The 23323-nt window shown below is 52.6% G+C and carries 22 protein-coding genes; 14 read left to right on the plus strand and 8 right to left on the minus strand.

The genetic code is table 11. The features are described 5' to 3' along the window. The first annotated feature begins 13 nt into the window (after positions 1–13). Positions 14–1267, plus strand: coding sequence for an anaerobic sulfatase maturase (locus tag HOM51_05175; protein ID MBT5033892.1), 1254 nt, complete (start codon positions 14–16; stop codon positions 1265–1267). 32 nt (positions 1268–1299) lie between these two features. Here HOM51_05175 and HOM51_05180 read toward each other — a convergent pair whose 3' ends face one another. Both HOM51_05180 and HOM51_05185 read right to left on the minus strand, forming a co-directional pair. Beyond that, on the minus strand, positions 1300–1866 hold the full coding sequence (locus tag HOM51_05180) for a class I SAM-dependent methyltransferase (GenBank protein ID MBT5033893.1): 567 nt from the start codon (positions 1864–1866) through the stop codon (positions 1300–1302). A gap of 294 nt (positions 1867–2160) precedes the next feature. Further along, on the minus strand, positions 2161–2952 hold the full coding sequence (locus HOM51_05185; GenBank protein MBT5033894.1) for a glutathione S-transferase family protein: 792 nt from the start codon (positions 2950–2952) through the stop codon (positions 2161–2163). Between the two features lie 113 nt (positions 2953–3065). Between HOM51_05185 and HOM51_05190 the strand changes: the two genes are divergently transcribed. Next, entirely contained in the window at positions 3066–4313 is a 1248-nt protein-coding gene (locus HOM51_05190; GenBank protein MBT5033895.1) for a flavin-dependent oxidoreductase, read from the plus strand. Here the strand turns inward: HOM51_05190 and HOM51_05195 are convergent. Beyond that, positions 4310–4795: a CinA family protein gene (locus tag HOM51_05195; GenBank protein ID MBT5033896.1), complete on the minus strand. Its 486-nt coding sequence runs from the start codon at positions 4793–4795 to the stop codon at positions 4310–4312. The genes HOM51_05190 and HOM51_05195 overlap by 4 nt on opposite strands. Positions 4796–4894: 99 nt before the next feature. Here HOM51_05195 and HOM51_05200 point away from each other — a divergent pair, with 99 nt between their 5' ends. From HOM51_05200 to tauD, 11 genes are all read left to right on the plus strand, one after another. Further along, positions 4895–5710, plus strand: coding sequence for a cupin domain-containing protein (locus tag HOM51_05200; GenBank protein MBT5033897.1), 816 nt, complete (start codon positions 4895–4897; stop codon positions 5708–5710). Then, on the plus strand, positions 5710–6708 hold the full coding sequence (locus HOM51_05205; protein ID MBT5033898.1) for a Gfo/Idh/MocA family oxidoreductase: 999 nt from the start codon (positions 5710–5712) through the stop codon (positions 6706–6708). Before HOM51_05200 ends, HOM51_05205 begins: the two co-directional genes overlap by 1 nt. An 8-nt stretch (positions 6709–6716) precedes the next feature. Continuing rightward, entirely contained in the window at positions 6717–7880 is a 1164-nt protein-coding gene (locus HOM51_05210) for an acyl-CoA dehydrogenase (protein ID MBT5033899.1), read from the plus strand. A 6-nt stretch (positions 7881–7886) separates the two neighbouring features. Further along, entirely contained in the window at positions 7887–9962 is a 2076-nt protein-coding gene (locus HOM51_05215; protein MBT5033900.1) for a CoA-binding protein, read from the plus strand. 32 nt (positions 9963–9994) lie between these two features. Further along, a complete protein-coding gene (locus HOM51_05220; protein MBT5033901.1) occupies positions 9995–11359 on the plus strand; it encodes an MmgE/PrpD family protein in 1365 nt (454 codons plus the stop codon). 15 nt (positions 11360–11374) lie between these two features. After that, positions 11375–12778 carry a 3-isopropylmalate dehydratase large subunit gene (gene leuC / locus HOM51_05225; GenBank protein MBT5033902.1) on the plus strand — a complete coding sequence of 468 codons (1404 nt, stop codon included), beginning with the start codon at positions 11375–11377 and terminating at the stop codon, positions 12776–12778. A 10-nt stretch (positions 12779–12788) separates the two neighbouring features. Continuing rightward, positions 12789–13418, plus strand: coding sequence for a 3-isopropylmalate dehydratase small subunit (gene leuD, locus HOM51_05230; protein ID MBT5033903.1), 630 nt, complete (start codon positions 12789–12791; stop codon positions 13416–13418). Continuing rightward, positions 13415–14518, plus strand: coding sequence for a mandelate racemase/muconate lactonizing enzyme family protein (locus HOM51_05235; protein MBT5033904.1), 1104 nt, complete (start codon positions 13415–13417; stop codon positions 14516–14518). The genes leuD and HOM51_05235 overlap by 4 nt, the downstream gene beginning before the upstream one ends. A gap of 14 nt (positions 14519–14532) precedes the next feature. After that, positions 14533–15684, plus strand: a complete 1152-nt coding sequence (locus HOM51_05240) for a mandelate racemase/muconate lactonizing enzyme family protein (GenBank protein MBT5033905.1) — start codon at positions 14533–14535, stop codon at positions 15682–15684. Then, positions 15684–16037: a hypothetical protein gene (locus HOM51_05245; protein MBT5033906.1), complete on the plus strand. Its 354-nt coding sequence runs from the start codon at positions 15684–15686 to the stop codon at positions 16035–16037. Before HOM51_05240 ends, HOM51_05245 begins: the two co-directional genes overlap by 1 nt. 95 nt (positions 16038–16132) lie before the next feature. Beyond that, positions 16133–16990: a taurine dioxygenase gene (tauD, locus tag HOM51_05250; GenBank protein MBT5033907.1), complete on the plus strand. Its 858-nt coding sequence runs from the start codon at positions 16133–16135 to the stop codon at positions 16988–16990. On the opposite strand, the gene HOM51_05255 is transcribed toward tauD, so the two are convergent. Further along, on the minus strand, positions 16987–17865 hold the full coding sequence (locus HOM51_05255) for a TauD/TfdA family dioxygenase (GenBank protein ID MBT5033908.1): 879 nt from the start codon (positions 17863–17865) through the stop codon (positions 16987–16989). The two genes, tauD and HOM51_05255, sit on opposite strands and share 4 nt — an antisense overlap. Positions 17866–17891: 26 nt before the next feature. After that, the gene (locus HOM51_05260) at positions 17892–18866 is read right to left on the minus strand and encodes a TauD/TfdA family dioxygenase (protein ID MBT5033909.1); all 975 of its coding nucleotides are present in this window, start codon (positions 18864–18866) and stop codon (positions 17892–17894) included. Positions 18867–19125: 259 nt separating this feature from the next. On the opposite strand from HOM51_05260, the gene HOM51_05265 reads away from it, so the two are divergent. Further along, the gene (locus tag HOM51_05265; GenBank protein ID MBT5033910.1) at positions 19126–19845 is read left to right on the plus strand and encodes an IclR family transcriptional regulator; all 720 of its coding nucleotides are present in this window, start codon (positions 19126–19128) and stop codon (positions 19843–19845) included. On the opposite strand, the gene HOM51_05270 is transcribed toward HOM51_05265, so the two are convergent. Genes HOM51_05270 through HOM51_05280 form a run of 3 tightly spaced genes read right to left on the minus strand, consistent with a single transcriptional unit; the run spans position 19815 to position 23287 of the window. Next, positions 19815–20882 carry an isocitrate/isopropylmalate dehydrogenase family protein gene (locus HOM51_05270; GenBank protein MBT5033911.1) on the minus strand — a complete coding sequence of 356 codons (1068 nt, stop codon included), beginning with the start codon at positions 20880–20882 and terminating at the stop codon, positions 19815–19817. The genes HOM51_05265 and HOM51_05270 overlap by 31 nt on opposite strands. Positions 20883–20897: 15 nt before the next feature. Further along, the gene (locus tag HOM51_05275; protein MBT5033912.1) at positions 20898–22253 is read right to left on the minus strand and encodes an MmgE/PrpD family protein; all 1356 of its coding nucleotides are present in this window, start codon (positions 22251–22253) and stop codon (positions 20898–20900) included. 5 nt (positions 22254–22258) lie between these two features. Continuing rightward, on the minus strand, positions 22259–23287 hold the full coding sequence (locus tag HOM51_05280) for a CapA family protein (protein ID MBT5033913.1): 1029 nt from the start codon (positions 23285–23287) through the stop codon (positions 22259–22261). Positions 23288–23323: the final 36 nt, after the last annotated feature.

A 23323-nucleotide genomic window follows, 5' to 3' on the forward strand; every position in this document is an offset into this window, starting at 1 on the left:
TTTGGTCAAAGCTATGGCGACCGCGTCACGAGAATTTCAGGTGATGGCTAAACCAATCGGTTCTGCCTGTAATCTTGATTGTAGCTATTGTTACTACCTTGAGAAAAAAGATCTTTATCCGAAGCGCCAATCATTTCGCATGGCTGATGACCTACTTGAAAGCTATATCATTCAGCATATCGAAGCCTGCCCAACCGAAGTAATTTTCTTTTCCTGGCACGGTGGCGAGGCGACCCTTTTGGGGCTCGATTATTTTCGGCGCATTGTTGAAATTCAGCGGGAACATAAACCGATAGGCCGTAAGATTCTCAATGGCATTCAAACCAATGGGACTTTGCTAAACGATGATTGGTGCAAATTTCTTGCGTTTGAAGGGTTCCTCGTCGGCATCAGCATCGATGGCCCCAAGGAACTCCACGACCCGTATCGCGTGAATAAAAGCGGCGCCAAAACCCACAAGCAGGTGATGCAGGCCTACCATAAATTACGCAAATTTGGGATCACTGTTGATGTGCTCTGCGTCGTTCATAAAGGCAACGTTACCCATCCGGCAGCTGTGTACCGTTTTTTCAAATCGATTGGTGTCCAATATTTACAGTTTCTGCCGATCGTGGTCCCTTTAAAAGATAATGAGATGAGTCCGGAAAGCGTCCCGGCAGAGGCCTATGGGAACTTCCTGTGCGCTGTTTTTGACGAATGGGTCAGGAACGATATCGGGCAGGTTGTTATCCAAAATATTGAAGAGGCGGAGAAACCGTTTCGGGGGCAAGAGCACGCGCTTTGCCTCTTCCGGGAAACCTGCGGCGATGTAGTCGTCGTCGAACATAACGGGGATTTCTATACCTGCGACCATTTTGTCAACGAAGAGAACCGCCTCGGAAATATCCGCGATACCCCCTTGGTGGAATTCTTGGAGAGTCAGGAACTAAAGAAATTTGGGCAAGACAAACGAGACAAGCTCCCGCAATACTGCCTCGATTGTGAAGTCCTCAGCTCGTGCAATGGGGGTTGCAAAAAGGACCAGTTCACGATGACCCCAGACGGCGAAGAAGGTCTGAATTACCTCTGTTCCGGATATAAACACTTTTTTACCCATACCCGGGCTCCATTACAGAAGTTGGCATCGCTCCGAAAAACCGACGACCCTATGGAACGAATTACGGGCCTCCTGCAAGATGAGAATATCGTAACTGCCGGGCGGAATGATCCTTGCCCGTGCGGTAGCGGCAAAAAATACAAAAAGTGCTGCTTGGCAAAATATGCATGAAACGGTCGGTGAAGTGCGGCGGACGCTGGGGCTTAGGTGATCTTGAATTCGGTTACCCGGTAAAAATCGGCGAAAATTCTTTTGTCTGATATGACGGCTGCTGATTTTCCGCGGGCTTCCCCATATGCGTTTAACAGCCCCACCACATCATCATGCCAAAAGCCATCCAGAAACGGCTCCAAATATGTAATTAACCAGCGGGTTGGGGGAAACCTGTACAGGATGTGTTTTGTCGGCAACGGAGCGTACTCCGTCATCAACAACGCGCCTCCCACAGGGATCACCCGCATACATTCCGATAGGACGTTCGCTCGGGCTTCTTCCGGCATTTCATGCAATAGAAAAAACAACACGACTGTTGAAAAGCTATCGTCCTTATAAGCCAACTGCTCAGCATTCATTCGGGCGGCATGGAGAACGTCGTCGCTGGGTGCCTTGCTGTGGGCCGCCTCAAGCTGAACCATCGCCACGTCGGCTATATGCAATGGCGTCGGTGAGAGGGTTTGAATGATTTTTGGAGTGAGTTCGCCATAGACACAGGTTAGTTGCAGGACACTTTCGTTGGGAGTGTCCTTTAATCTTTCCATCGTCGCCTGCATTAATTTCCTGTACTGGCCAAATAATATCGCATTGATAATCGGCTGATGATCAAAAAACCATACGGCAACAGGCCACAGGTAAGCCCACCAATAATGACGCACCAAATACACGGGCGCGCCATCCAAAAAATACCGGTAAAAATTAAACGATGGGAATTTCATAAATCGAACTGTATGACACTGGTCGGTGGCGGAATTCGTTTCAAAGCAGCACCGGAATAATATCGACTACTTGTAAGTTGGCTACCTTGATCTTTATCAAGACGATTTCGACCACACAATACTTTTGATGGCTCAGCCCATCTCTGCCAAATTCAATGGCCGCTTTACGCCCTTGCCCAACTTAAGATCGGGGTAAATTTGTGAGTTGCGTGAACCGGGGTAGTAGGCCGTTTTATAGGCAGAACGAGCTTGCATTCTGCTAAGCCAATCGGTGACTTTGGGCAAATCGAGTTCCCAAAGGTTCGCGTACCCAAGGTCTTCCATTCGGTCAATCAGGGGGGCTACGCAAATATCAGCGATGGAGTACCGTTCCCCCATCAACCACGGGCCGGCGTTGGTCAGGGCTTCTTCCATACGTAATACAGTCTTGCGGATGTCGCGGATGGCCTTGTCGATGTCTTCGGCGCTGAAACCATCCTGGCCCAATTTTTTGTACAAGTCCGCCTTAAGCGGGCGGCGATCAACCAAATCGTTGAATTCTTGTTCTGACATGTTTTGGAACTTGCGCAGCAGTCCGCCTTGATTGAACGACGGATAGCGCACTGCAGGGGTTGCCACTAAATCGAAATACGCCAGCCATGCGCGCAGGCGGGCTTTTTCTTTTAGGTCCTGTGGCATCAAGGAGATATCCGGAAATGCCTCATCAAGATATTGCAGGATGACCGACGATTCGATGACAGGCACCCCGTCATGGATCAACGTCGGCACGACCCCATTCGGATTAAGCTTTAAATAATCCGGTTTCAGATGATCGTGGTCGGCGGAGATCAAACGATGATCCACCCAGTTTAATTCTTTTTCAGCCAAACAAATTCGGACTTTTAGGCTGCAGGTTGATTGTGGGAAATTATAAAGTTCTAGCATGTTGACTTCTTTTTGTTGGCTACTCGAATGCACTTTATAGCAACCATCACCGCTTGCAATTTCTTCAATTTTCCCCGACCTTCGGAACCTGGACACGAAGGAGAATTCATTTCATGAAAGCCATTATCGCGGGTGCCGGACCAGGAGGCCTGACTGCTGCCCTTTTTCTGCATAAAATTGGTTGGGACGTCGAAGTTTATGAATCGACCCCAAAGATCGAACCTCTTGGCGTCGGTATTAACTTATTACCCCACGGCACCCGGGAATTGATGGTCCTGGGCTTGACCGATGAACTTGCCAATACCGGCATTCAGACCCGTGCGTTGGAATACCGGAGCAAATACGGCGACCTTATTTATTCCGACCCCAGGGGTGAACACGCTGGTTTCAAATTCCCGTCGTATTCCATCCACCGCGGCCATTTGCAGTTTCTATTACTGGATGCCTTCAAAGCTCGCGCGGGCGCAGACAAGGTCCACGTCAATTGTCACTTTGAGCGGTATGAAGAAGACGATGAGGGCGTCACGGCATATTTTGTTGACCCTGAAAGCAAGTCACCTACTGCTGAAGATCGGGGTGACATCTTGATTGGCGCGGACGGCGTTCATTCCGCCGTTCGCAAATTATTTTATCCGAATGATGGCCCCCCCCGCTACGAAGGCTTAATGATGTGGCGCGGTGCGATGGAGCGCGAACCCTACTTGGACGGCAAGACCATGTTTGTGGCCGGTGACCATAATGTTAAGGCCGTGGTCTATCCCATGTCGGAGCCTTCCCGACGCAAAGGAAAATCCCTGGTTAATTGGGTGGCAGAGGTCCGCGATGGCAACTCTCGCCCGCTCAACCCCAACGACTGGAACCGCAAAGGTAGCCTCGAATTTATTGAGAACTACCGCGATTTCAAATTCGATTTTATTGACCTGCCGCAGTTATTCAGCGAAACAGAAACCGTCTATGAATATCCGATGATCGACCGCGATCCGGTAAATCAATGGTCATTCGGCCGCGTGACCCTGATGGGCGATGCCGCCCATGCGATGCTGCCGATTGGTGCTAATGGCACATCTCAAGCTATTTTGGATGCCCGCGCTTTAGCGGATTGTGTGGGGAGCAGTAAGGATATGGTCGCTGCTTTGAGGGAATACGAACAACTTCGCCTCGGCCCCACAGCTAAGGTCGTTGAAAGCAACAGGAACTACGATTCAGAAAATTATCTGGATATCGTGGCGGACCGAATTAAAGGCCCAGACGACAAGATGGAAGACCTGATCACACAAGACGAAATTGATACCATCACCGATAAGTACCGCAAGATCGCCGGGTTCCAGGTCAAAGCTCTGAACGAGAAAGGGTTAAACTAAGCGCCGCGCAAGACTTCTTCGAATACCCGAAGTGTCTCCTCGGCAAATGCCCACATATTTTCTTCACGCTCAGCCTTGCCGGTTTCCAGGGTTGTTGAGAACTCGACCGGCCCGACGACCGCAATGCAAGTATGGCCTGCATCATCGCCGTATCGGTTGCCGGTCGGCCCGGCGGCGCCAGTTTCGGACAAGCCCCAGACTGTCCCTAAGCGATCCCTAATAGATTTTGCAGCCAAAAGCGCATAGGGCTCTGTGCTGGCCCGCATACCGGGATGGTCATCCATATTAATTCCCAATAAACCTGCCCGTGCCGTGACGGTATAGACAGCACCCCCGCCAACAAAATAAGCTGACGCGCCGGGCACAGCCAATAAGGATGCCGATACCAGCCCCCCGGTTGATGATTCAGACACGGCAACCGTGTCGCCTCGTTCCTTTAGCAAGGCACCAACGGCTCCGGCCATGGACGTTAAACTTTTCATGCTGCTCCCCTTTTTCTACTTAATCCTTCTTAAAGACTGGAAACTTTCGGCGCAAAGATTAATCTCAATCTCCCAACAAATAAAAAGAGACATTTGAAGATGACGCATCGCTACCCGCTCGTGGATATTAAAGACACACCACCCGCCGATCCGCGCCCCGGCATTGGGGCCGAGGTCCGTGTTGCTATTGGTGGGCACAATGACAGCCCTACGGCAGCCATTCATTGGACAGCAAGTCCTGGCGGCGGCTTCGCCCCTTATATTAATCGGGGCTGTGAGGAGATCGTCTATTACCTCAGCGGCGGTGGCACCGACGGGAATGACACCGTGGGTGCAGGGCATTGTCGCGCAATTCCAAAAGGGACAGCACATTCGTATGCAAACCCCTCAGACGAAGAAACGACGACAGCGGTTAGTTTTTTAATCGGGGCGGCGGACTTTGATCAGTCAGAACATGAACTTCTCGAAGGGCAGGCATCTGAAGACGATCAAAGTATTCTCGTTCATGTTGACGATGTAACACCTGAGAACATGGCCAAAGGCGATGGCTGGCTGATCAGTGACTTTCGTTTGCCATTCGGGGCGCATAACGGCTGTTCGAGCACGCTGTTTCGGGCGCGGTTTTTGCCAGGGGCGGTCCACAAGAAGCACACCCACGAAGCCTGCGACGAAATTTATTATGTGATCAGCGGCCACGGGTTAGCAGGGGCTGGCGATGATCGGGTTGAAGTCAGGGGAGGACAATTTCACTACATCCCCAAAGGCGTTGAACACTGGCTCCACAATCTGAGCGACACCGACCCTATTGAAGTTGTTGGCGTCTATATCGGGGCTGGCACTGTTGCAGAAACCGAATACACCTATAAAGGCGACGTCACCGAACAAGATCTAGTTGCCAGAACCGGAGGAAGCTAATGCTACGAACAGCGGTGATCGGCCTCGGATGGTGGGGCACAGAAGTAATCAAGCGTCTGGCAAATAGTGACCGCATTCAAGTCGTAGCCGGGGTTGATGTCGCGCCAGACCTTGTGCGGGACTTTATGGCTGAGCAAGATGTTCCCCTGATGGGAAGTTATGAAGAAGTCCTGGAGAACCCAGAGATCGAGGCGGTTATTCTGACCACGCCGAATGGTCTCCACGAAGCCCAAGTGTTGGCTGCGGCTGCGGCTGGCAAACAAATATTCTGTGAAAAGCCCCTGACCCTATCGGCGGCAGGGGCCGAGCGGATGCTGGCGGCCTGCGATGAAAAAGGCCTGAAACTCGGCATTGGCTACGAACGCCGCTACGAAGGGGCCATGGAAGAAACCAAACGGATGCTGGACGATGGTGAATTGGGCACCCTGCTTCATATGGAATTCAATGCATCGTACAATTTATTTGCGGGTGTCGAATTAAAGGGTTGGCGGCATGACCCGAAACAGGCCCCCGCCGGCACCATGACCGCCTTAGGCGTGCACCACACAGATTTCATGCAAAGCCTTGCTGGACCCGCACGAGAAATTTACGCCGTTGCTGCTGATCGGTCTCCTGATTACCCCGGCAACGATATTGTTTCCATCGCAATTACCTACGAATCAGGTGTCACGGGGTCCTTCTGCACCATTGGCACGACGCCGTTTTATCAGCGCATGACGGTCTTTGGGGATCGCGGCTGGAGCGAAATTCGAGAAGTTTCAAACGTCGATAAGCCTGATCCCGCCGTGCTGACGTGGCGCGGTATGGATGAAGAAATCCACACCCGCACCTATTCCCCGACCGACACGGTGACGCAGAACTTCCATGCCTGGGCTGATGCGGTGGCCGGTAAATCCGACTACCGCTTCACCCGCCAAGAAATTTTGCACAATGTTGAAATTCTAGAATCAATTGTGATTTCGGCGGAGACCGGTAAGCCTCGCCTCGTAAGAACTTAGGACCCACTATGGATTTCAACCTAAACGAAGACCAGAAGCTGTTTAAAGATTCAGTGGAGGGATTCGCCCAGCATCATTTAGCCGACGGTGCCGTTGCACGTGCCCATGAAGACACCTATCCCTGGGAGGTCGCCAAATTAATGGCTGAGCAAGGGCTGCTTGGCATCACCATCAACGAGGCCGACGGCGGCCAAGGTGGTAGCCTGATGGACGCGGTGTTGGCGATCGAAGCCATCGCCAAATTCTGCCCCCGAAGCGCCGATGTGGTTCAAGCAGGAAACTTTGGCGCCATTCGAGTCCTGGCAGAATACGCCTCTTCCGAGCAAAAAGAACGGCTGCTGGGACCCATGCTGAAGGGTGAAAAGCTCATTGCCGTCGCCATGACTGAACCTGAGGCAGGTTCGGCGGCGACCGACCTCAAGACCACAGCAACCCCGGACGGTGACGGCTTTCGCATTAATGGCTCAAAAATCTTCACCACCCACGGCCAGTTCGCCGATGTGTTTCTGGCCTACGTCCGCTATGGCCCTGGGGTCGGCGGCATTGGCTCTGTCTTAATAGAGCGTGGCCAAGACGGCTTTAAGACCGGAAACCCGGTGAAATTCATGTCTGGTGAGGAATGGGTGCAGCTTTATTTTGACGATGCCTATGTCGGACCCGAAAATGTTTTGCTGGGAGAAGGGGGGTTCAAGAAACAAATCGCGGGCTTCAATGTCGAACGCATCGGCAATACGGCGCGGTCTCTGGCATTAGGTCGTTACGCATTCGAAATAGCCAGAGATTACGCGGCAACCCGTGAACAATTCGGCCGTACGCTTAATGAATTCCAAGGCCTGCAATGGAAGTTCGCTGAAATGAAGGTCAAGCTGGATGCGGCTGAATTACTGCTTTATCGGGCCGCCTGTAATTCAGACGGGGGATTTCCGTCTGCCGAAGAAACCTCCATCGCGAAGTTATACTGCAATACCGCTGGTTTCGAAGTTGCCAATGAAGCCATGCAGATCATGGGCGGGGCCGGGTTCAGCGAGGATTGCCTGATCGAATACTGTGTCCGCCGGACGCGCGGCTGGATGATCGCCGGTGGATCGTTGGAGATGATGAAGAACAGGATCGCGGAATCTGTGTTTGAGCGCCGGTTTTCCCAACGCCCGCCGAGACCGGAGACAAAATAACCCACCATGTCGAACTCCGAAATTGCTGATGCCTTATTCAATCCCCGCGCCGTCGCTTTGGTCGGGGCCTCTGGGGATGAAAAGAAAAACACCGCCCGCCCACAACGCTTTCTAAAGAAACACGGCTTTAAAGGCCGCATCGTCCCCATCAACCCAAGCCGGGACGAGGTGCTAGGCGAAGCGGCTTACCCCGATATTGCCTCGGCCCCGGGTCCCATCGATCACGCCTTTATCATGGTGCCCGCCAAGTTTGTGCCGGGCGTCATCGAAGATTGCGTGAAAGCGGGGGTTAAGACCGCCGCGATCTACAGCGATGGTTTTGCTGAAACGGGTGAAGGCGGCCGCCGGATCCAAGAGGACATGGTTAAAATGGCCAGGGACGGCGGCTTGCGCATCATTGGCCCCAATAGCATGGGCGCAATTGATGTTGGGGCGGGGGCGGCAATCACCGTCAACGCAGCCTTGGAAGTGCCGGAAATTAAGCCAGGCTCGTTGGGCGTTGTCTCTCAAAGCGGCACCATCTTAGGCACCCTTATCTCGCGCGGCACGGCACGGGGACAAAAGTTTTCGAGACTCGTGTCCATCGGTAATGAAGCCGACCTGACTGTGGGAGAGGTCGGGGATATGTTGGTCGATGATCCCAACACCGGCGCGATCTTGTTATTTCTGGAAACCATCCGCGATCCCGTGTCCCTCGCCGCCATGGCGCGCCGCGCGTATGAAACGGGCAAGCCGGTGATTGCGTATAAGTTGGGCCGGTCTGAAGCCGGCCGGGAACTGGCGCTTAGTCATTCCGGGGCCTTGGCAGGGGATGACCGAGCAGCAGACGCCTTTTTCCGACAGCATGGCGTCCTTCGGGTCGGCATGTTGGAAACTCTTTTCGAACTACCGGCACTCGTCATGGGTCGAAAGCCAATGACTGGGAAACGTGTCGGGGTCCTGACGACGACGGGTGGCGGGGCAGCGACCGTGGTCGATCAACTAGGTGCCAAGGGGATTGAGTTGATCTCAGCCCCTGCCCCGTTGCGCGAAAAATTAAAACCCTTCGGAATTAATTTTGGAGACGAAACAATTGTCGACGTCACCATGGCGGGGACTCGAAAAGAGGTATATCAGCCCGCCCTCCAAGAACTTCTGGATACACCTGACTGCGACGCGGTGGTTGCGGTAGTGGGATCATCTGCGCAATTTCACGCTCATGCAGCGGTCGAACCAATTGTCGCCGCTGCGTCCGGCAGCAAAAAACCCGTCGCTGTATTTTTGGTTCCGCAGGCGGATCAATCTTTGGCTCTGTTGGCAGATGCGGGGATCGCCGCCTTCCGCACGCCGGAGGCCTGTGCCGACGCGGTGAGTTGTTTCCTGGATTGGACTCCGCCGTCGCCAATCCCGACAAATGTTTTACCAGGTGCTGTGATCGAACAATTGGCAGCGGCCAAGGGTCCTATTCTCGATGAAATGCTCTCTGGCGAAATTTTTGAAGCTCTCGGTATTGGACGTGCCGTCAGTCACCTTTTAGACGAAGACAACCCGGTTTCCAAAGTCGGCTATCCGGTTGTCGCAAAGGCCGTCTCGCCCGATATCGCTCACAAGACCGAGGCAGGCGGCGTGATCTTGAACATTCAAAACGATGCGGAACTGGAAAAAGCGTCAAAAACCCTTCGCACGCGCCTTGCTGCCTCCCACCCCCAGGCCAATCTTAAGGGCATCTTGGTTCAGCGCATGGAACAAGGCTTAGGCGAGGTCCTCATCGGATATCGCCAAGCGGGAGAAACCGGCCCCATCGTGACCCTGGCACTCGGCGGCACCCTCGCGGAAATCTATAAGGACGCCAGCGTGCGCTTGGCCCCGGTGGACGAAAAATCGGCAATGGAGATGATTGAAGAAGTCAAAGGTCTGGCACCCCTTCGAGGATACAGAGGCATGCCGAAGGGAGACTTGGACGCCCTTGCAAGCGCCCTTGTTAAGATTTCGGCATTGGCCGCAGCACCGGAAGTCTCAGAAGCAGAGATTAACCCCTTAATCGTCAAGCCCGAAGGCGAAGGTATTGTCGCGGTCGATGGACTAATTGTATTGTATAAATAAGAAACTTAACGACTTCTGGGGAAGATCATCTTATGGCCGACGATACGCCCGAAATCAGCCCGGTAATGCGGGGGCTGAGCCAGTATATTTCGAACGCTCTGGCCCAAGACCTCCCCGATGCGGTCGCGGAAAAAGCCAAGCACCATCTATTGGATACGCTAGCTTCCATGGTATCGGGTGCACATATGGTGCCGGGTGAATTAGCGGTGAAGTACGCACGCCTCCAAGGCGGCACGCCGGAGGCAACAGTTGCCGGTAGTGACGTCGTCACCAACGCAGTCAACGCAGCCCTCGCCAACGGCATGTCGGCGCATGCGGACGAAACCGATGATTCCCACTTCACATCGCGCAGTCACTTAGGCTGTGCGGTCGTGCCTGCCGCCTTGGCCATGGCCGAAAAAGAAAAACGATCCGGCCTTGATATGTTGAAAGCAGTGGTGTTGGGCTATGACATCGGTGGTCGGTTGACACCATCACTTAACGCCAATCGATTTTACGCAGCAGGGCACAGCACCCATACCTTCGCGCCATTGTTTGGGTCAGCAGCAGCGGCGAGCGCCCTCGCTAACCTGAGCGAAGATCAAACCCGGTGGATGATATCCTATACGGCGCAACAAGCCTCCGGCGTAAATTGCTGGCAGCGGGATGAAGACCACATCGAAAAGGCCTTCGATTTTGGCGGCATGGCGGCCCGGAACGGCGTGGCATCCGCAACCATGGTGCAGGCGGGCTGGACGGGATTGGAAGATGTGTTCTCTGGCCCGCGTAATTTCTTCTTCGCCTTCGCACCGGATGATGCGCAGCCTGAATTACTTCTGCATGAACTCGGTAAACGCTATGAGATCACCCTGACAAACATCAAAAAATGGACGGTCGGATCACCAATTCAAGCGGTGCTGGATTCAACCCAAGCGTTGATCCTGGAAAACGACTTGGCGCCGGATGACATTGCAGAGATCATCGTCCGCATGTCGGACAATGAATCCCACGTCGTTGACAGCCGCCATATCGCCGACATCAACTGCCAACACATGACGGCTGTTATGGTGATGGATAAAACAGTGACGTTTGAGACGGCCCACGACAATGACCGCATGAATGACCCTGATATCCTGGCTCAAAAGGCCAAGGTAAAACTGACACCGGACCCAAGCCTGCCGCGACGCCAACCGATCATTGAGATTAAAACCACTGATGGTCGCGACCTGACCCACCGCACTATGGCGGTACGAGGGACACCAGATAACCCAATGACCAAACAAGAAGTCGGAGACAAGGCGTTCGAATTGTTTGCGGGTCCCTTGGGTGAAACCAAAGCTCAGGATTTAATTGATCGGGTTTGGAACATCGAAGACGTCGCCAACGTTCGCGACCTTAGCCCCTTATTAATGCCTTAGATCAGGATTGTGAAGATGAGCCAGCCCAAGACAATGTTCGACAAAATTTGGGATCAGCACACGATCACCCAGCAAGGCGAGGAGACATTGCTTTATGTCGACCGCTGTCTCATCCACGAAGGATCGCGACATTGCTTTGATCAAATGAAGCGAAACGGCAATACGGTGGCCGAGCCGGGTAAGATATTTGCCTTCTCGGATCACTATGTCCCAACCATAAACCGGGACAAGGGCATCGCCGGGGTCCCCGATCCCAAAATTCGCGGCATGATCGAGCTGCTGGCAGCAAACACCAATGAACACGGCATAACGCTGTTTGGCTGGGACAGTCCTAATCAGGGAATTCTCCACGTCGCCGGGCCGGAACAAGGGATTTCACTTCCAGGCATTATCCTCCTGGGGGCAGACTCCCACACCGCCACCCACGGCGCGCTTGGGAATGTTTCCTGGGGTGCTGGGGCATCTGAGATCACCCACGTCATGGCGACGCAAACCATTTGGCAACGTCGCCCCAAGACTCTTCAGATCACTGTCGATGGCACTCTACCTTTTGGCGTTGGGGCTAAGGATATCATCCTCGCCATTATCGCAAAGATTGGTCACGGCGGGGCCACGGGCCATGCGATTGAATACGCGGGCTCGACCATTCGGGCACTGAGCGTTGAAGAGCGAATGACCGTCTGCAACATGTCCATCGAAGGCGGCGGTCGCGCGGGCTCCGTTGCGCCTGATGATAAAGTTTATGAGTATTTGGAAGGACGGACTTACGTGCCGAAAGGCCCAGACTGGGATGCTGCGCTAAAGTTCTGGAAGACTCTGCCTAGTGATAAAGGCGCGACGTTTGATCGCGAGGTTCATCTGAACGCGGAAGACATCGCCCCCATGGTCACTTGGGGCACCAACCCGGAGCATGGTGCCCCTATTACCGACCGCGTCCCCTCGCCTGATGACGCCGAAACGCCTGAGAAGAAACAAGAACTTGAGGCCGCCCTCGACTATGTCGGGTTAGCGCCTGGCACTCCGATTGATGGCATCCCCGTCGATCACGTGTTTATCGGATCGTGCACCAACAGCCGCCTGGATGATCTTCGTGCTGCGGCTGAGGTGGCTAAGAAAGGCAAGGCACAAGTTACGGCCTGGGTCGTCCCCGGTTCCACCCCCATCAAGAAGGCCGCTGAAGCAGAAGGGCTGGATAAAATTTTTGAAGATGCCGGCTTTCAATGGCGGGATGCGGGATGTTCACTTTGCACCGCGATCAACGGCGAAATTTTACAGCCGGGTCAGCGCTGTGCCTCAACCTCCAACCGGAATTTCAAGGGCCGCCAAGGTTTGGGCTCGCGCACCCATTTGCTAAGCCCCGCCATGGCAGCTGCAGCAGCGATCACCGGTAAAATTACCGATGTTCGGAAGTTGGGATAGGAGGAGAAAAATGGAACCGTTCACCACCTTCACCGCCATTGCCGTACCCATCGATGAAGCGAATGTCGATACCAATCAATTGTGCCCGACCAGATTTAATAAAGTGCCTGTTGGGGATGAAGACTATTGGAAAATTCTGATGCACGACCGTCGGTTTAACCCAGACGGATCAGAGAAGCCTGAGTTTATTTTAAACAAAGAACCGTACCGAAAAGCAGGCATTATCGTCGCGGATCGAAACTGGGGTGGTGGATCATCCCGAGAATCTGCCGTCTATTCCCTGAAAGCTTTTGGCATTCGTTCCGTCATCGCCTCAAGCTTTGGCGACATCCACTATTCCAATTGCATGAAGAATGGGGTGCTGCCGGCGAAGCTGCCGCAAGAAACTGTTCAAACGCTTCGATTACAGCTGCACGAAAATATTGGCGCAGAAATTTCGATTGATCTTGAAGCACAAACAGTCACCGGCCCGGATGGCGTGGCACACGAATTTGAAATTCCAGAAAACCCGAAATATTGTCTGCTGAACGGTCTGGACGACATCGCCCGCACCCAAGAACATCAAGACAGCATTAATGCATTCCGCAAGAAACACACCAAAGAACTACCATTTCTAATTCCAGAGAGGTCTGAGCTATGAAGATTAAAAGCGTTAAAGCCACGTTTCATGATTTAATTGTTCCCGTCCCTTTATTTGAAAGACCAACCATTCGTCGCCAAGTCGTTTTTTGCGAAGTGGAAACGGACAATGGGTTAGTGGGTCACGGCATAACCGGCGGACAATATTTACCCCACGGTGTGGTTCCGGCAATTGAACGCCATGTTGGTGAAACCGTCATGGACATGGACCCCCGCGATACCGAGGCCATCCATGAAAAGGTTTGGTGGGCGCATAACCAGCGCTCCATGACGGGTGTGGTATCCGCAGCCTTATCAGCCATCGACATTGCGTGCTGGGACATTCACGGCAAGCACACCGGTCGCACGGTGGCACAGCTATTAGGCGGCCATCGTGATTGGGCGGCCGCCTATGTCACTTTCGGATTTCATCAGTACGACCGGGAGCAAATTGTCGAAGCCGCGAAAATTCAAACTGCCAAGGGTGTGACCCGATTGAAGATGGTTGTCGGCGTCCATGAAAAGGGCTGGCGCGAAGATGCATGGCGGGTCAAAGCCGTGCGCGACGCCATCGGCGAAGACGTGGACCTGATGATCGACGCCAACTATAAATTCGCACCGGTCGAAGCAAAATTACTGTGCCGGGCGATTGAGGATTGCAACATCACCTGGTTCGAAGAACCCATGTATGCCAACGACATTCGCGCCATGGCTGATTTGCGGAATTCAACGTGCATCCCGCTGGCGGCAGGTCAGATGGAGGGCCATCGTTGGCGTTTCCGCGAATTGGTTGAACGTCATGCGGTGGACTTTATTCAGCCAAACGTCTGCTACAACGGCGGCTATACGGAAAGCCAGAAGGTCGCCCATATGGCCCAGACTTTCAATGTGATGGTGACCAACGGTGGCGGCTGGCCGTTGCATAACATGCACGTCATTGCCGGCATGATGAACGGCTATTGGGTGGAATATCATCTCGGCATGCAGGAAACCGGCGAGCGGCTCTTCATCGATCCGCCGCGCCCGATTGACAATAAAGTTCATATCCCTGATGCGCCGGGACTTGGCCTTACCCCCAACTGGGACTCCTTGAACGACTCCCAAATTAAAGACCCAGAATAAGGAGAAATTCTACGATGAAGGTTACCTCGGTTAAATGCATTACGGTCCACCCTGGATGGCGGAAGAACTGGATATTCGTAAAGGTTGAAACCGATGAAGGCCTATACGGTTGGGGGGAGGCCTATAGCCAGTACGACCGCGATCCGTCTGTCGTCGCACATGTTGAGCAATTAGGCCGTTACTTGATTGGGCGCGATCCGTTCCAGATCAAACACTTCACGCAAATGGCGTTTGATGATTACGCGGCACGCCGGGGTTCCGTCGAATTCTTTTCGGCACTTTCGGGCATCGAAACCGCAATGTGGGACATCGTCGGCAAGGCCACGAACCAGCCGGTCTATAATTTACTTGGCGGGCCGGTACGCAAGAAAATCCGCGTCTATGCAAATGGCTGGTATTATAAAATGACCGAACCCGCCGACTATGCGCGCGCGGCAGAAAAATGCATTGAAATGGGCTTCACTGCAATCAAGATGGACCCGGTGAGTGGGCCGTGGCGGAACTATCTTTCCCGTGCCGAGGAACGTAAATCCGTCGAAGTGTTGCGCGCCGTGCGTGAAGCGGTTGGACCAGACATCGATATTCTATTGGACTTGCATCGGCGCTTGTCCCCCATGCACGCAATTCGCCTCGCCGACCTCTACGAAGAGTTTGAACCCTATTATTACGAAGAACCCTGCATGTGGGAAAACGTCGAAGCCTTGGCCGATATCAAGGCGTCTATTCGCTTACCTGTCGTCACCGGTGAAGCGATTTATGCCAAGACTGGATTCCGCCCGATCCTTCAGCATAACGCAGCCGATATCATTAATCCTGATGTCGCGAGTTGTGGCGGAATTTTGGAACTAAAAGAAATTGCTGCCATGGCGGAGCCATTTTTTGTCGCCGTGTCGCCGCATAATTATAATTCCACCACCTTGGCGCTGGCGGCCACAGTCCATGCCTCTGCCGTCATGCCGAACTTTATAATTACGGAATACTTCCTGCCATTTGTGGAACTTGGCAAAGAGGTCTGCCCAAATATGCTGGAAGTAAAAGATGGCTATATTGATCTGCCAACCGCGCCAGGCCTGGGCATTGATTTAGATGAAGAAGCCCTTGCCAAACACCCAGGCAAACAGTTTCCACTTCGGAATCTGCGCCACCCAGCCGATGAGGGACCATAATGCCGATCCAATCTAAATATCTTTTTATTGTGAACATGGATGTCACGCCTGAAAAGGAAGCCCTTTTCAATGAAGTCTATGACCAAGAACATGTACCGATGCTGCTCAAAGTCCCAGGAGTTACCGCAGTCACGCGGATGGAGTTAGAGCCCTTAGTCGTGAGCATTGGGGGTGAGTTGAAAACAGTTGCGAACGAGGGGGAGCCGAAGCATTCGGCGATCTATGAAATTGAAAGCCCTGACGTATTGGTGAGCGATGCCTGGGCCGCAGCTGTGGAAGAGGGACGCTGGCCTGAAGAAGTTCGGCCTTACACCTCCAACCGCAGACATTTTCTTCGCAAGGTAACGGGCTGAGATCAATCTGAGCGGAATTTGATCTCCGAAGATTTAGTACCTACACTAGGGTCTAATTAGCATAGCTGCTGCGGAAAATTAGTGAGGAGAATGTGATGTCTTATGAATCTATCTCAGTTGAAGAAATGGTACCCGCTTGTGGTGCGATCATTAATGACATTGATCTTGCTAAGGAACTTACCAATCAGCAGTTTGATGAAATTCACCGCGCCCTGCTCGACCGAACGGTGATCGTCTTTCGCGACCAGGACCTCACCGAAACTCAGCATATAAACTTCACCCGACGGTTTGGAGAAATTCAACCGTCAGCCGTTTCTGGATTCGAGAAAGACGAGAACTATCCCGAGATTGATATCCTACAATCTGATGCCGACAATCCACCGCACGTCACGCGTGATTTGTGGCACGTAGATTTTGCCGGTCGGGAAATGCCGTCCATGGGGACAGCTCTCTATGCACGTCATATCCCACCCGAAGGGGGAGATACGATTTGGGTCAACTCGGTCGCCGCCTATGAAGCCTTATCCGATAGGATGAAAGTGCATGTCGATGGGCTGTGGGCCTATAATGATGCCTACAAAAACTATGACGAACATGTCAGGCCTGAACTCTGGGAAGATGATTCCTTCGTATATGACCGGGACAAAAGATCAACCTATCGACCGGTTTTGCATCCTGTTGTACGCACCCACCCGGTCACCGGAAAAAAGGGCCTGTTTGTTAATGAGTCTATGACCAGCCTGATCAAAGACCTCGACCGGCGGGAAAGTGATCATCTCTTGGCTTATCTCTTCGAACATGTGAAAACGCCGGAATTCCAGTATCGCCATAAATGGCGCACCAATGACCTGGCCGTTTGGGACAACCGTCTGAGCCTTCATTATGCGCTGTTTGATTATACCGAGCACAGGCTGATGCACCGCATCATTCTTAAGGGCGATAAACCAGTTTAGGCAGCTAATTCTGGTGCGTAGTAGGGTTGAGTTCCTTCGATAACAATCCGGTGCATTAATCTCGGGTCATCAACACCAAAACTGTTACGGCGGTGCATGACGCTGCGGTTGTCCCACATGATCATGTCCCCAAGCTGCCAACTTTGTTCCCAGCTAAATTCATCTTGGGTCGCGTGGTCCCAGACTTGGTCCAAAATATCATTACTTTCGTCGACCGGCATGCCCATGATGTAGCCGTTGATACGACGCCCCAGATAAAGCACGTCGCGCCCGGTTTCCGGATGGGTCATGATCATCGGGTGGATGGGACCTGGAATTTTTCTGACATCGTCGGTACCGGGGTCCTTAAGCCCAGCCCGGACTGTACCATCGCTGCTGTGAACTTTTTCGTGCTTTAATGTTTTGCCGTCAATCGCGCCGCGTAGTTCTGCCGGCAATGTCTCCAACGCCTTATACATATTGCAAAATCCGGTCTCGCCCCCGGCACTTGGAATTTTAAGACCGTGGAGCATGCTGCCCATGGGCGGTTCTTCCAGATAATTCATGTCAGAGTGCCAGTACGCTTCACCGCTGCCGAGCGTTCCCGTCGCCTTACCATTCTCATCAACGATATTGGTGATGCGACTAAGCTCTGGGTATTCCGGATACCAAGGGTCGTTGGTCAGTAGTGCGCGAGGCGATAATTCCAAATCACCAAAGCCACGACCAAATGCAAGGTGAGCATCATCATCAAATTCCTGCCCCCGAATTCGCAGAACGAGATATTTCATCCACGCTTCACGAATGGTCGAAAAGTCTTCATCTGTGGTGTTGTTGATATCGAAACCAACAATGTCCGCTCCGAGGGTGGCGTTTGTGGGAATGACTTCGACCATTTTCCTTGCTCCTAACTTTTTGACTTTTAGCCCGAGATTACTTTCTCACCGGCGAATTGGCTCCGCCACATGACCCGCGGCATTGTTGAGTTAACGACTTCACGGCGATGCATGGCGCTGCGATTGTCCCACACCAAAAAATCGCCAACTTGCCATTCGTGCGTCCAGCTGTATTTGGGTTGCGTCGCATGTGCCCAAAGTCTGTCCAAAATTTCTTCACTGTCATTCGGAATGCCTTCAATGTACTGCGAAGGCCAGGTGCGGCGACGACCGAGATAAAGTGCTTTTTTGCCAGTAACCGGATGCACACGAACCATGGGATGAAACGGGCCGGGCACCTCTTCAGGACAGGTCGGTTCCGTTACACCAGGTCTGAGGACATTCGCCGAATTGCGCGTCGCGTCGTGCTTTGATTGTTTGCCTTCGATGGCCGCCAATAGGTCTGCGGGGAGTTCATCATAAGCAAGGTATTGGTTATTGAACGAGGTTTGGCCGCTGTTGTCGGTAGGAATGACTATAGAGTAGAGCGTGCTGCCGGCGGGAGGTTGCTCGATATAGGAATTATCGGAATGCCAGATTACTTCTAGGCTACCCAAGCTGTCATTACTCTCCACCGGCTTTCCGTCGTCGCCGAGATTGCAAAGAATTGTAATATCCTGTTCCATCACATGATAGAGGGATTTCCGATTGGCTTTTTCGTAATAGGCTTTGTTTGCCGCGACTTGTACTTTCCCAAAAATGTTGGCAGCGTCTATATAATTATCCGGGTCGATCTTTTGGTCGCGAAACAGCAAGACCAAGTGGTCGGCCCAGGCCTGGCGAAGGGCATCGGCAAGTTCTGTAGGCACAGGCTTTGCCAAATCAACGCCTTGTATTTCGGCCCCAACAGCGCGGCCGGATGGAACAATTTCGAGTGCATCTAGTGTATTCAGCCTTCCGGAGGGAACCACGACCGATTCCGGTGCAGATGTATAGGCCTCAGCAAAATCAAACGTTTCCATGTTCTTTCCCTTCATTATATCGTCATGCAGGCATTCTTTAGGGCTGTTCCATTTAATTCAAATCGCGTCGCACTATTCCAATAGCCCTATCGAATAGAGTAAGGCCAAAATTATCGCGACAATTGTTTTATCTGCTTAAGCCCAAGTATTTTTTTATTTTGTATTGCAAAATACATTTTATAATATAAAATATAAAAATCAACACTTTTTATGATAAGGCGACTAATACCTAGTTTGTCTAGCTGGATTGGATACGTTAATGGCAGCGGAAAGAGCGAATGCAGTGGAGAAGGCGCTTTCGATCATCGAGAGTTTTCGCGAAGGGAATGATCGCTTATCCCTCCAAGAAATTTCCGAGCGTACTCATTTAAATAAAGCGACGATCATTCGGCTGATCGCGTCGCTCGAAAAATTTGGCTACGTCTTGCGTGTACGAAAAGGTGAGTACGCACTCGGGCCAACCTTCTTGGAGTTTGGGAATCTCTACCAAAACTCCTTCCAATTCTCCGACCACGCCTTACCGATTATGAGAAATTTGGTAAACGAGACCGATAATTCCGCCGGCCTGTTTATTCGCGACGGCGACATGCGGGTTTGTCTCCATAAAGTTGGTTCGGGGGCGGCATTGGTTTCTAGTTTACAAGAAGGCGATCGGCGACCGATCCTCCCCGGCGGAACTGGAAAAGTCATGCTCGCCTTTTCCGATGATCCATCGGAGCGTGAGGCTTGGACCGACATCCGTAATTCATTTTACATCGTAAATATCGGCGACCGGCATCCAGAATTTTCTTCCCTCGCCGCACCTATTTTTAAGCGCAATCAAAAATTGGCAGCGGTACTTTCGATCTCAGGCCCGACGTCTAAGTTCACAAAAGCTCACATCGATGAGAACCTGCCGCGCCTTCTTAGCGCAGCAGGTGTTCTCACCAAACAGATTGGCGGCGATCCTCAGCCTTTTACTTTATCAGCCACGGCCTGACCAAAAGCGCGCGTGCCGAGCGGCCCGCCAAGATCTCCGGTGCGGGTTGCAGGATCGTTCAAGCAATCATGCACCGCCTCTTCGACAGCCTGAGCAGCCTTGGTCAACAACTCATCATTGTGACGCCGTCCCAGCCACTCCAATAGCATCGCCATCGATAGAATAAGCGACGTCGGATTGGCTTTATCTTGCCCGGCAATATCAGGTGCGGAGCCATGTTGCGCTTGCGCCATAGCGATGTTATCGCCCGCATTGATACTGGGTGCGAGCCCTAAACTTCCCGCAAGTTCGCTAGCCTCATCAGACAAAATATCACCATACATATTTGTCGTAACGATAACGTCAAAAGTCTCCGGTGAGCGCACCAGCAGCGCTGCCATCGCATCGACGATAACGATTTCCAGTTCAATATCGGGATAGTCTTCGGCGACCGTCTGAACTGCCTCAAGAAACAACCCATCAGAAATTTTCAGGACATTTCCTTTGGCAACGGCGGTTACTTTTTTGCGACGAGACTTGGCGGCTTCGAAAGCAGCACGGGCAATACGTTCGGAAGCCTGTCGCGTAATCTTGCGCACGGATAACGCCAAGTCTTCGGTTGGCTTAAGCTCACCACTGCCGAGCGCCATGCTGCGGTCCGCATAAAATCCTTCGGTGTTTTCCCGAAAGAAAACCAAGTCCATTGGCTTTCGGGTATAGCCTTGGCCAGGAACCGTCACAGCCGGGCGGATGTTGGCGAACAAATCCAGGCTCTTGCGTGTTTCCGCTGTTGGGTTGCGACCGCCTTCTTCCTTAGGCGGATAGTTGATCGTATCGTTAGGCCCCATGATAAAGCCGTCAGCAGCGCGGATTTTTTCGAGCACGCGGTCTGAAAATGTTTCGCCTTCCTGCTCCAGCAAGGCAAACCCCATGTGGTCAGGCTGAAGCTCAATGTCTAAGGAAAAGCGTTCCATCGCTGCATCCAAGACAACGCCTGTCGCTTGAGAAATTTCCGGTCCAATGCCATCCCCTGGCATGGTTACAATCTTTAAAGTCATCGTTATTCGTCTCCTTTAAGACAACCCAAGCGCATTTACGTTATCAAGATTTTCGAGATCAGACAGGCCGTCCCAGACACGGCCTTGCCAGTCCGCGCCCATGTCCGATGTCAGTCGCGTGAATTTGTCTTTCATGTCGTCGCGGCTGACGGGGTCACTTGGCATGCCCATGAAACTGTCGGCGCGTTTTTCCAATTCGCGGCCATCGTTCAACGTAATTTTAACAACGCTGGCCCACGGTGTCGTCTCGCCGGCGGCGTCATCACGGAGTTCGACTTTAACCTTTCGGCAAAGCCCGCGAATGGCCTCATCATTCAAATTTTCTTCCGAGAACGAACGCGGGTCCAAGGGGTCGCGATGCACGGCCAGTGCCACACAAAACGGCGTGCTGTACTGACCCAGCATGACATCCTTAGGTTCAGGAATATTATGATGGGTCAGCATTTTCTCGCTGCCCTGAACGGTCAACGCTGCAACATCATCGCCAGCGAAACTATGCTCCGCTTTTAAATCCAATACGGCTTGAATGGGCGTGTGGGCGGTGATGTGCGCCGAAAAACGCTTGAGGCAGATGTTGAGCGTATCAAAATTTGTGCCCAGTTCCCGCGTGAGTTCGGTTATATCCGCATCCCGGCAATAGACATTGAGGAACCCGAATTCACCTTCTAACACGGTTACCGGCCCGGTAAATCCTTCTTTAGCCAAAGAAGCTGCAAGCACGGCGCCTTCAGACGCCCGCCCCATATGCAACCGCTTGACCATGCCGCCTGTGCCGGAGCGTACAAATTCCAGCAATCCAGACGAAAGCGATCCTGCAACCCCCATGGCATTGACGATCCTGTCCACATCAAATTCGAGCAAACGCCCAAGAGCGGCAGCACCGCCGATTGGACCAACCAAGCCTGGCGCGTGAAACCCCATCTTCTCGCTCGAATGCTTGGACGCGAGGCCAATTCGCGACATGACTTCATTACCAGCGATGAACGCTGTGATTAAATCTCTGCCCGACGCCCCTATACTTTCCGCCATCGCTAAGACGGGAGGCCCCAAGGTCGACCCAGGATGAATACCGGCAGAGGGCTGGCGTAGGCTGTCCATTTCAAACGCATGGGCCAAAGCACCGTTTGCCAACGCCGCCATTGGCGGGGTCGCGCGAATGCCGTCGGGGCCCAGAACCGTGCATGCGCCGCCGCCGCCATTGGCCTTGACGTATCCAGCAACGATTTTGCTCCAAGGCATGGTGCTGCCGAAAACCGCAGCACCGATGGTATCGATCAGGCAATCCTTGGCGCGTTCAACCACGGGGCCCGGAATATCTTCGTAATTTAAGCCTACCGCAAAATCTGCGAGGGTTCTGGTTTCTCCGCTCATAATACTTATTTCTTCCAAACTAAGATTCTATTTTGTTCAACGGTCAATTCTGTGCCCAAGACCTTTGAGCGATTTAAGATATTATCCATCTCTTCAGGCTCATCCCCCGGATTTCGAAGGTATGTTTCATTGTCTGGGTTGTGGCGAATAAGTTGTAGGGATACTTCTGCAAGGTCGCCGTCTTCGATCTCCACCGTTGCGAAGGTGCCGATCCAATCGGGATGCTTTGCGCGATGGCCAATATCAAATGAAAAATTCCCCATGCCGTAAAACACCGGACGGTCTTTATAAATCTCGACCCCTAACGGCATGTGCGGTCCGTGCCCCATGACGATCTTGGCCCCTGAATCAATGGCGGTGTGGGCGATTTCTTTTTGATACGCCAGCACGTCTTCTTTTAGGCCCCAATGATGCGAAGCGACAGCAACATCTACGTCCGCAGCCAAGGCAGAAATTTGATCGCGGTAAGCCGAAAGATAGTCCGGATCGACCCATGTGATAACGTCAGGCGCTACGCCGGGTCGATTGGGTGCTTTATCATCAAGGTGGGGTCGATAGGCGGTGTGTGCCTTCAGCACGGCGACACCTGCTGCGGTCTTTTGCGCTTCTTGATTTTTAGGCCAATAGGCGGATGTGCGTTGCATAAAGCCAAAACGAGCCCCGTCCTTTTCAACCACCGCCGGTTTCGCAGCTTCTTCCGCATTCTTTCCGGCCCCGGTATGTTTGATCCCCAGTTCATCCAAACGGGCAATTGTCGCCAGGATAGGTTCTTCCCCAAAGGTCACGTTGTTGGCATGACCGATGGCGTCGAAGCCTGCATTTACCAGGGCCTCCGCCGAAATAGGAGGTGCGTAGAACCCTTCCCGCTCCGCTGGGTTATGGCCTGGTTTATCGAAAAAGCAGCATTCGAGATTGCCAAATAATACGTCGGCCTTTTGCACAATAGGGGCCATGTGCCGAAAGGGGACTGTCGGATCAGTCACGGCCTTAAAGTTCATATCGCCGGTTAAAATCAATGTTTGTTTCATGGTCATCAAAAATTTCTAAAGTTTGGGTTTTCCATTTGGAAA

The sequence above is a fragment of the Rhodospirillaceae bacterium genome (assembly GCA_018660465.1).
Taxonomy (GTDB): domain Bacteria; phylum Pseudomonadota; class Alphaproteobacteria; order Rhodospirillales; family JABJKH01; genus JABJKH01.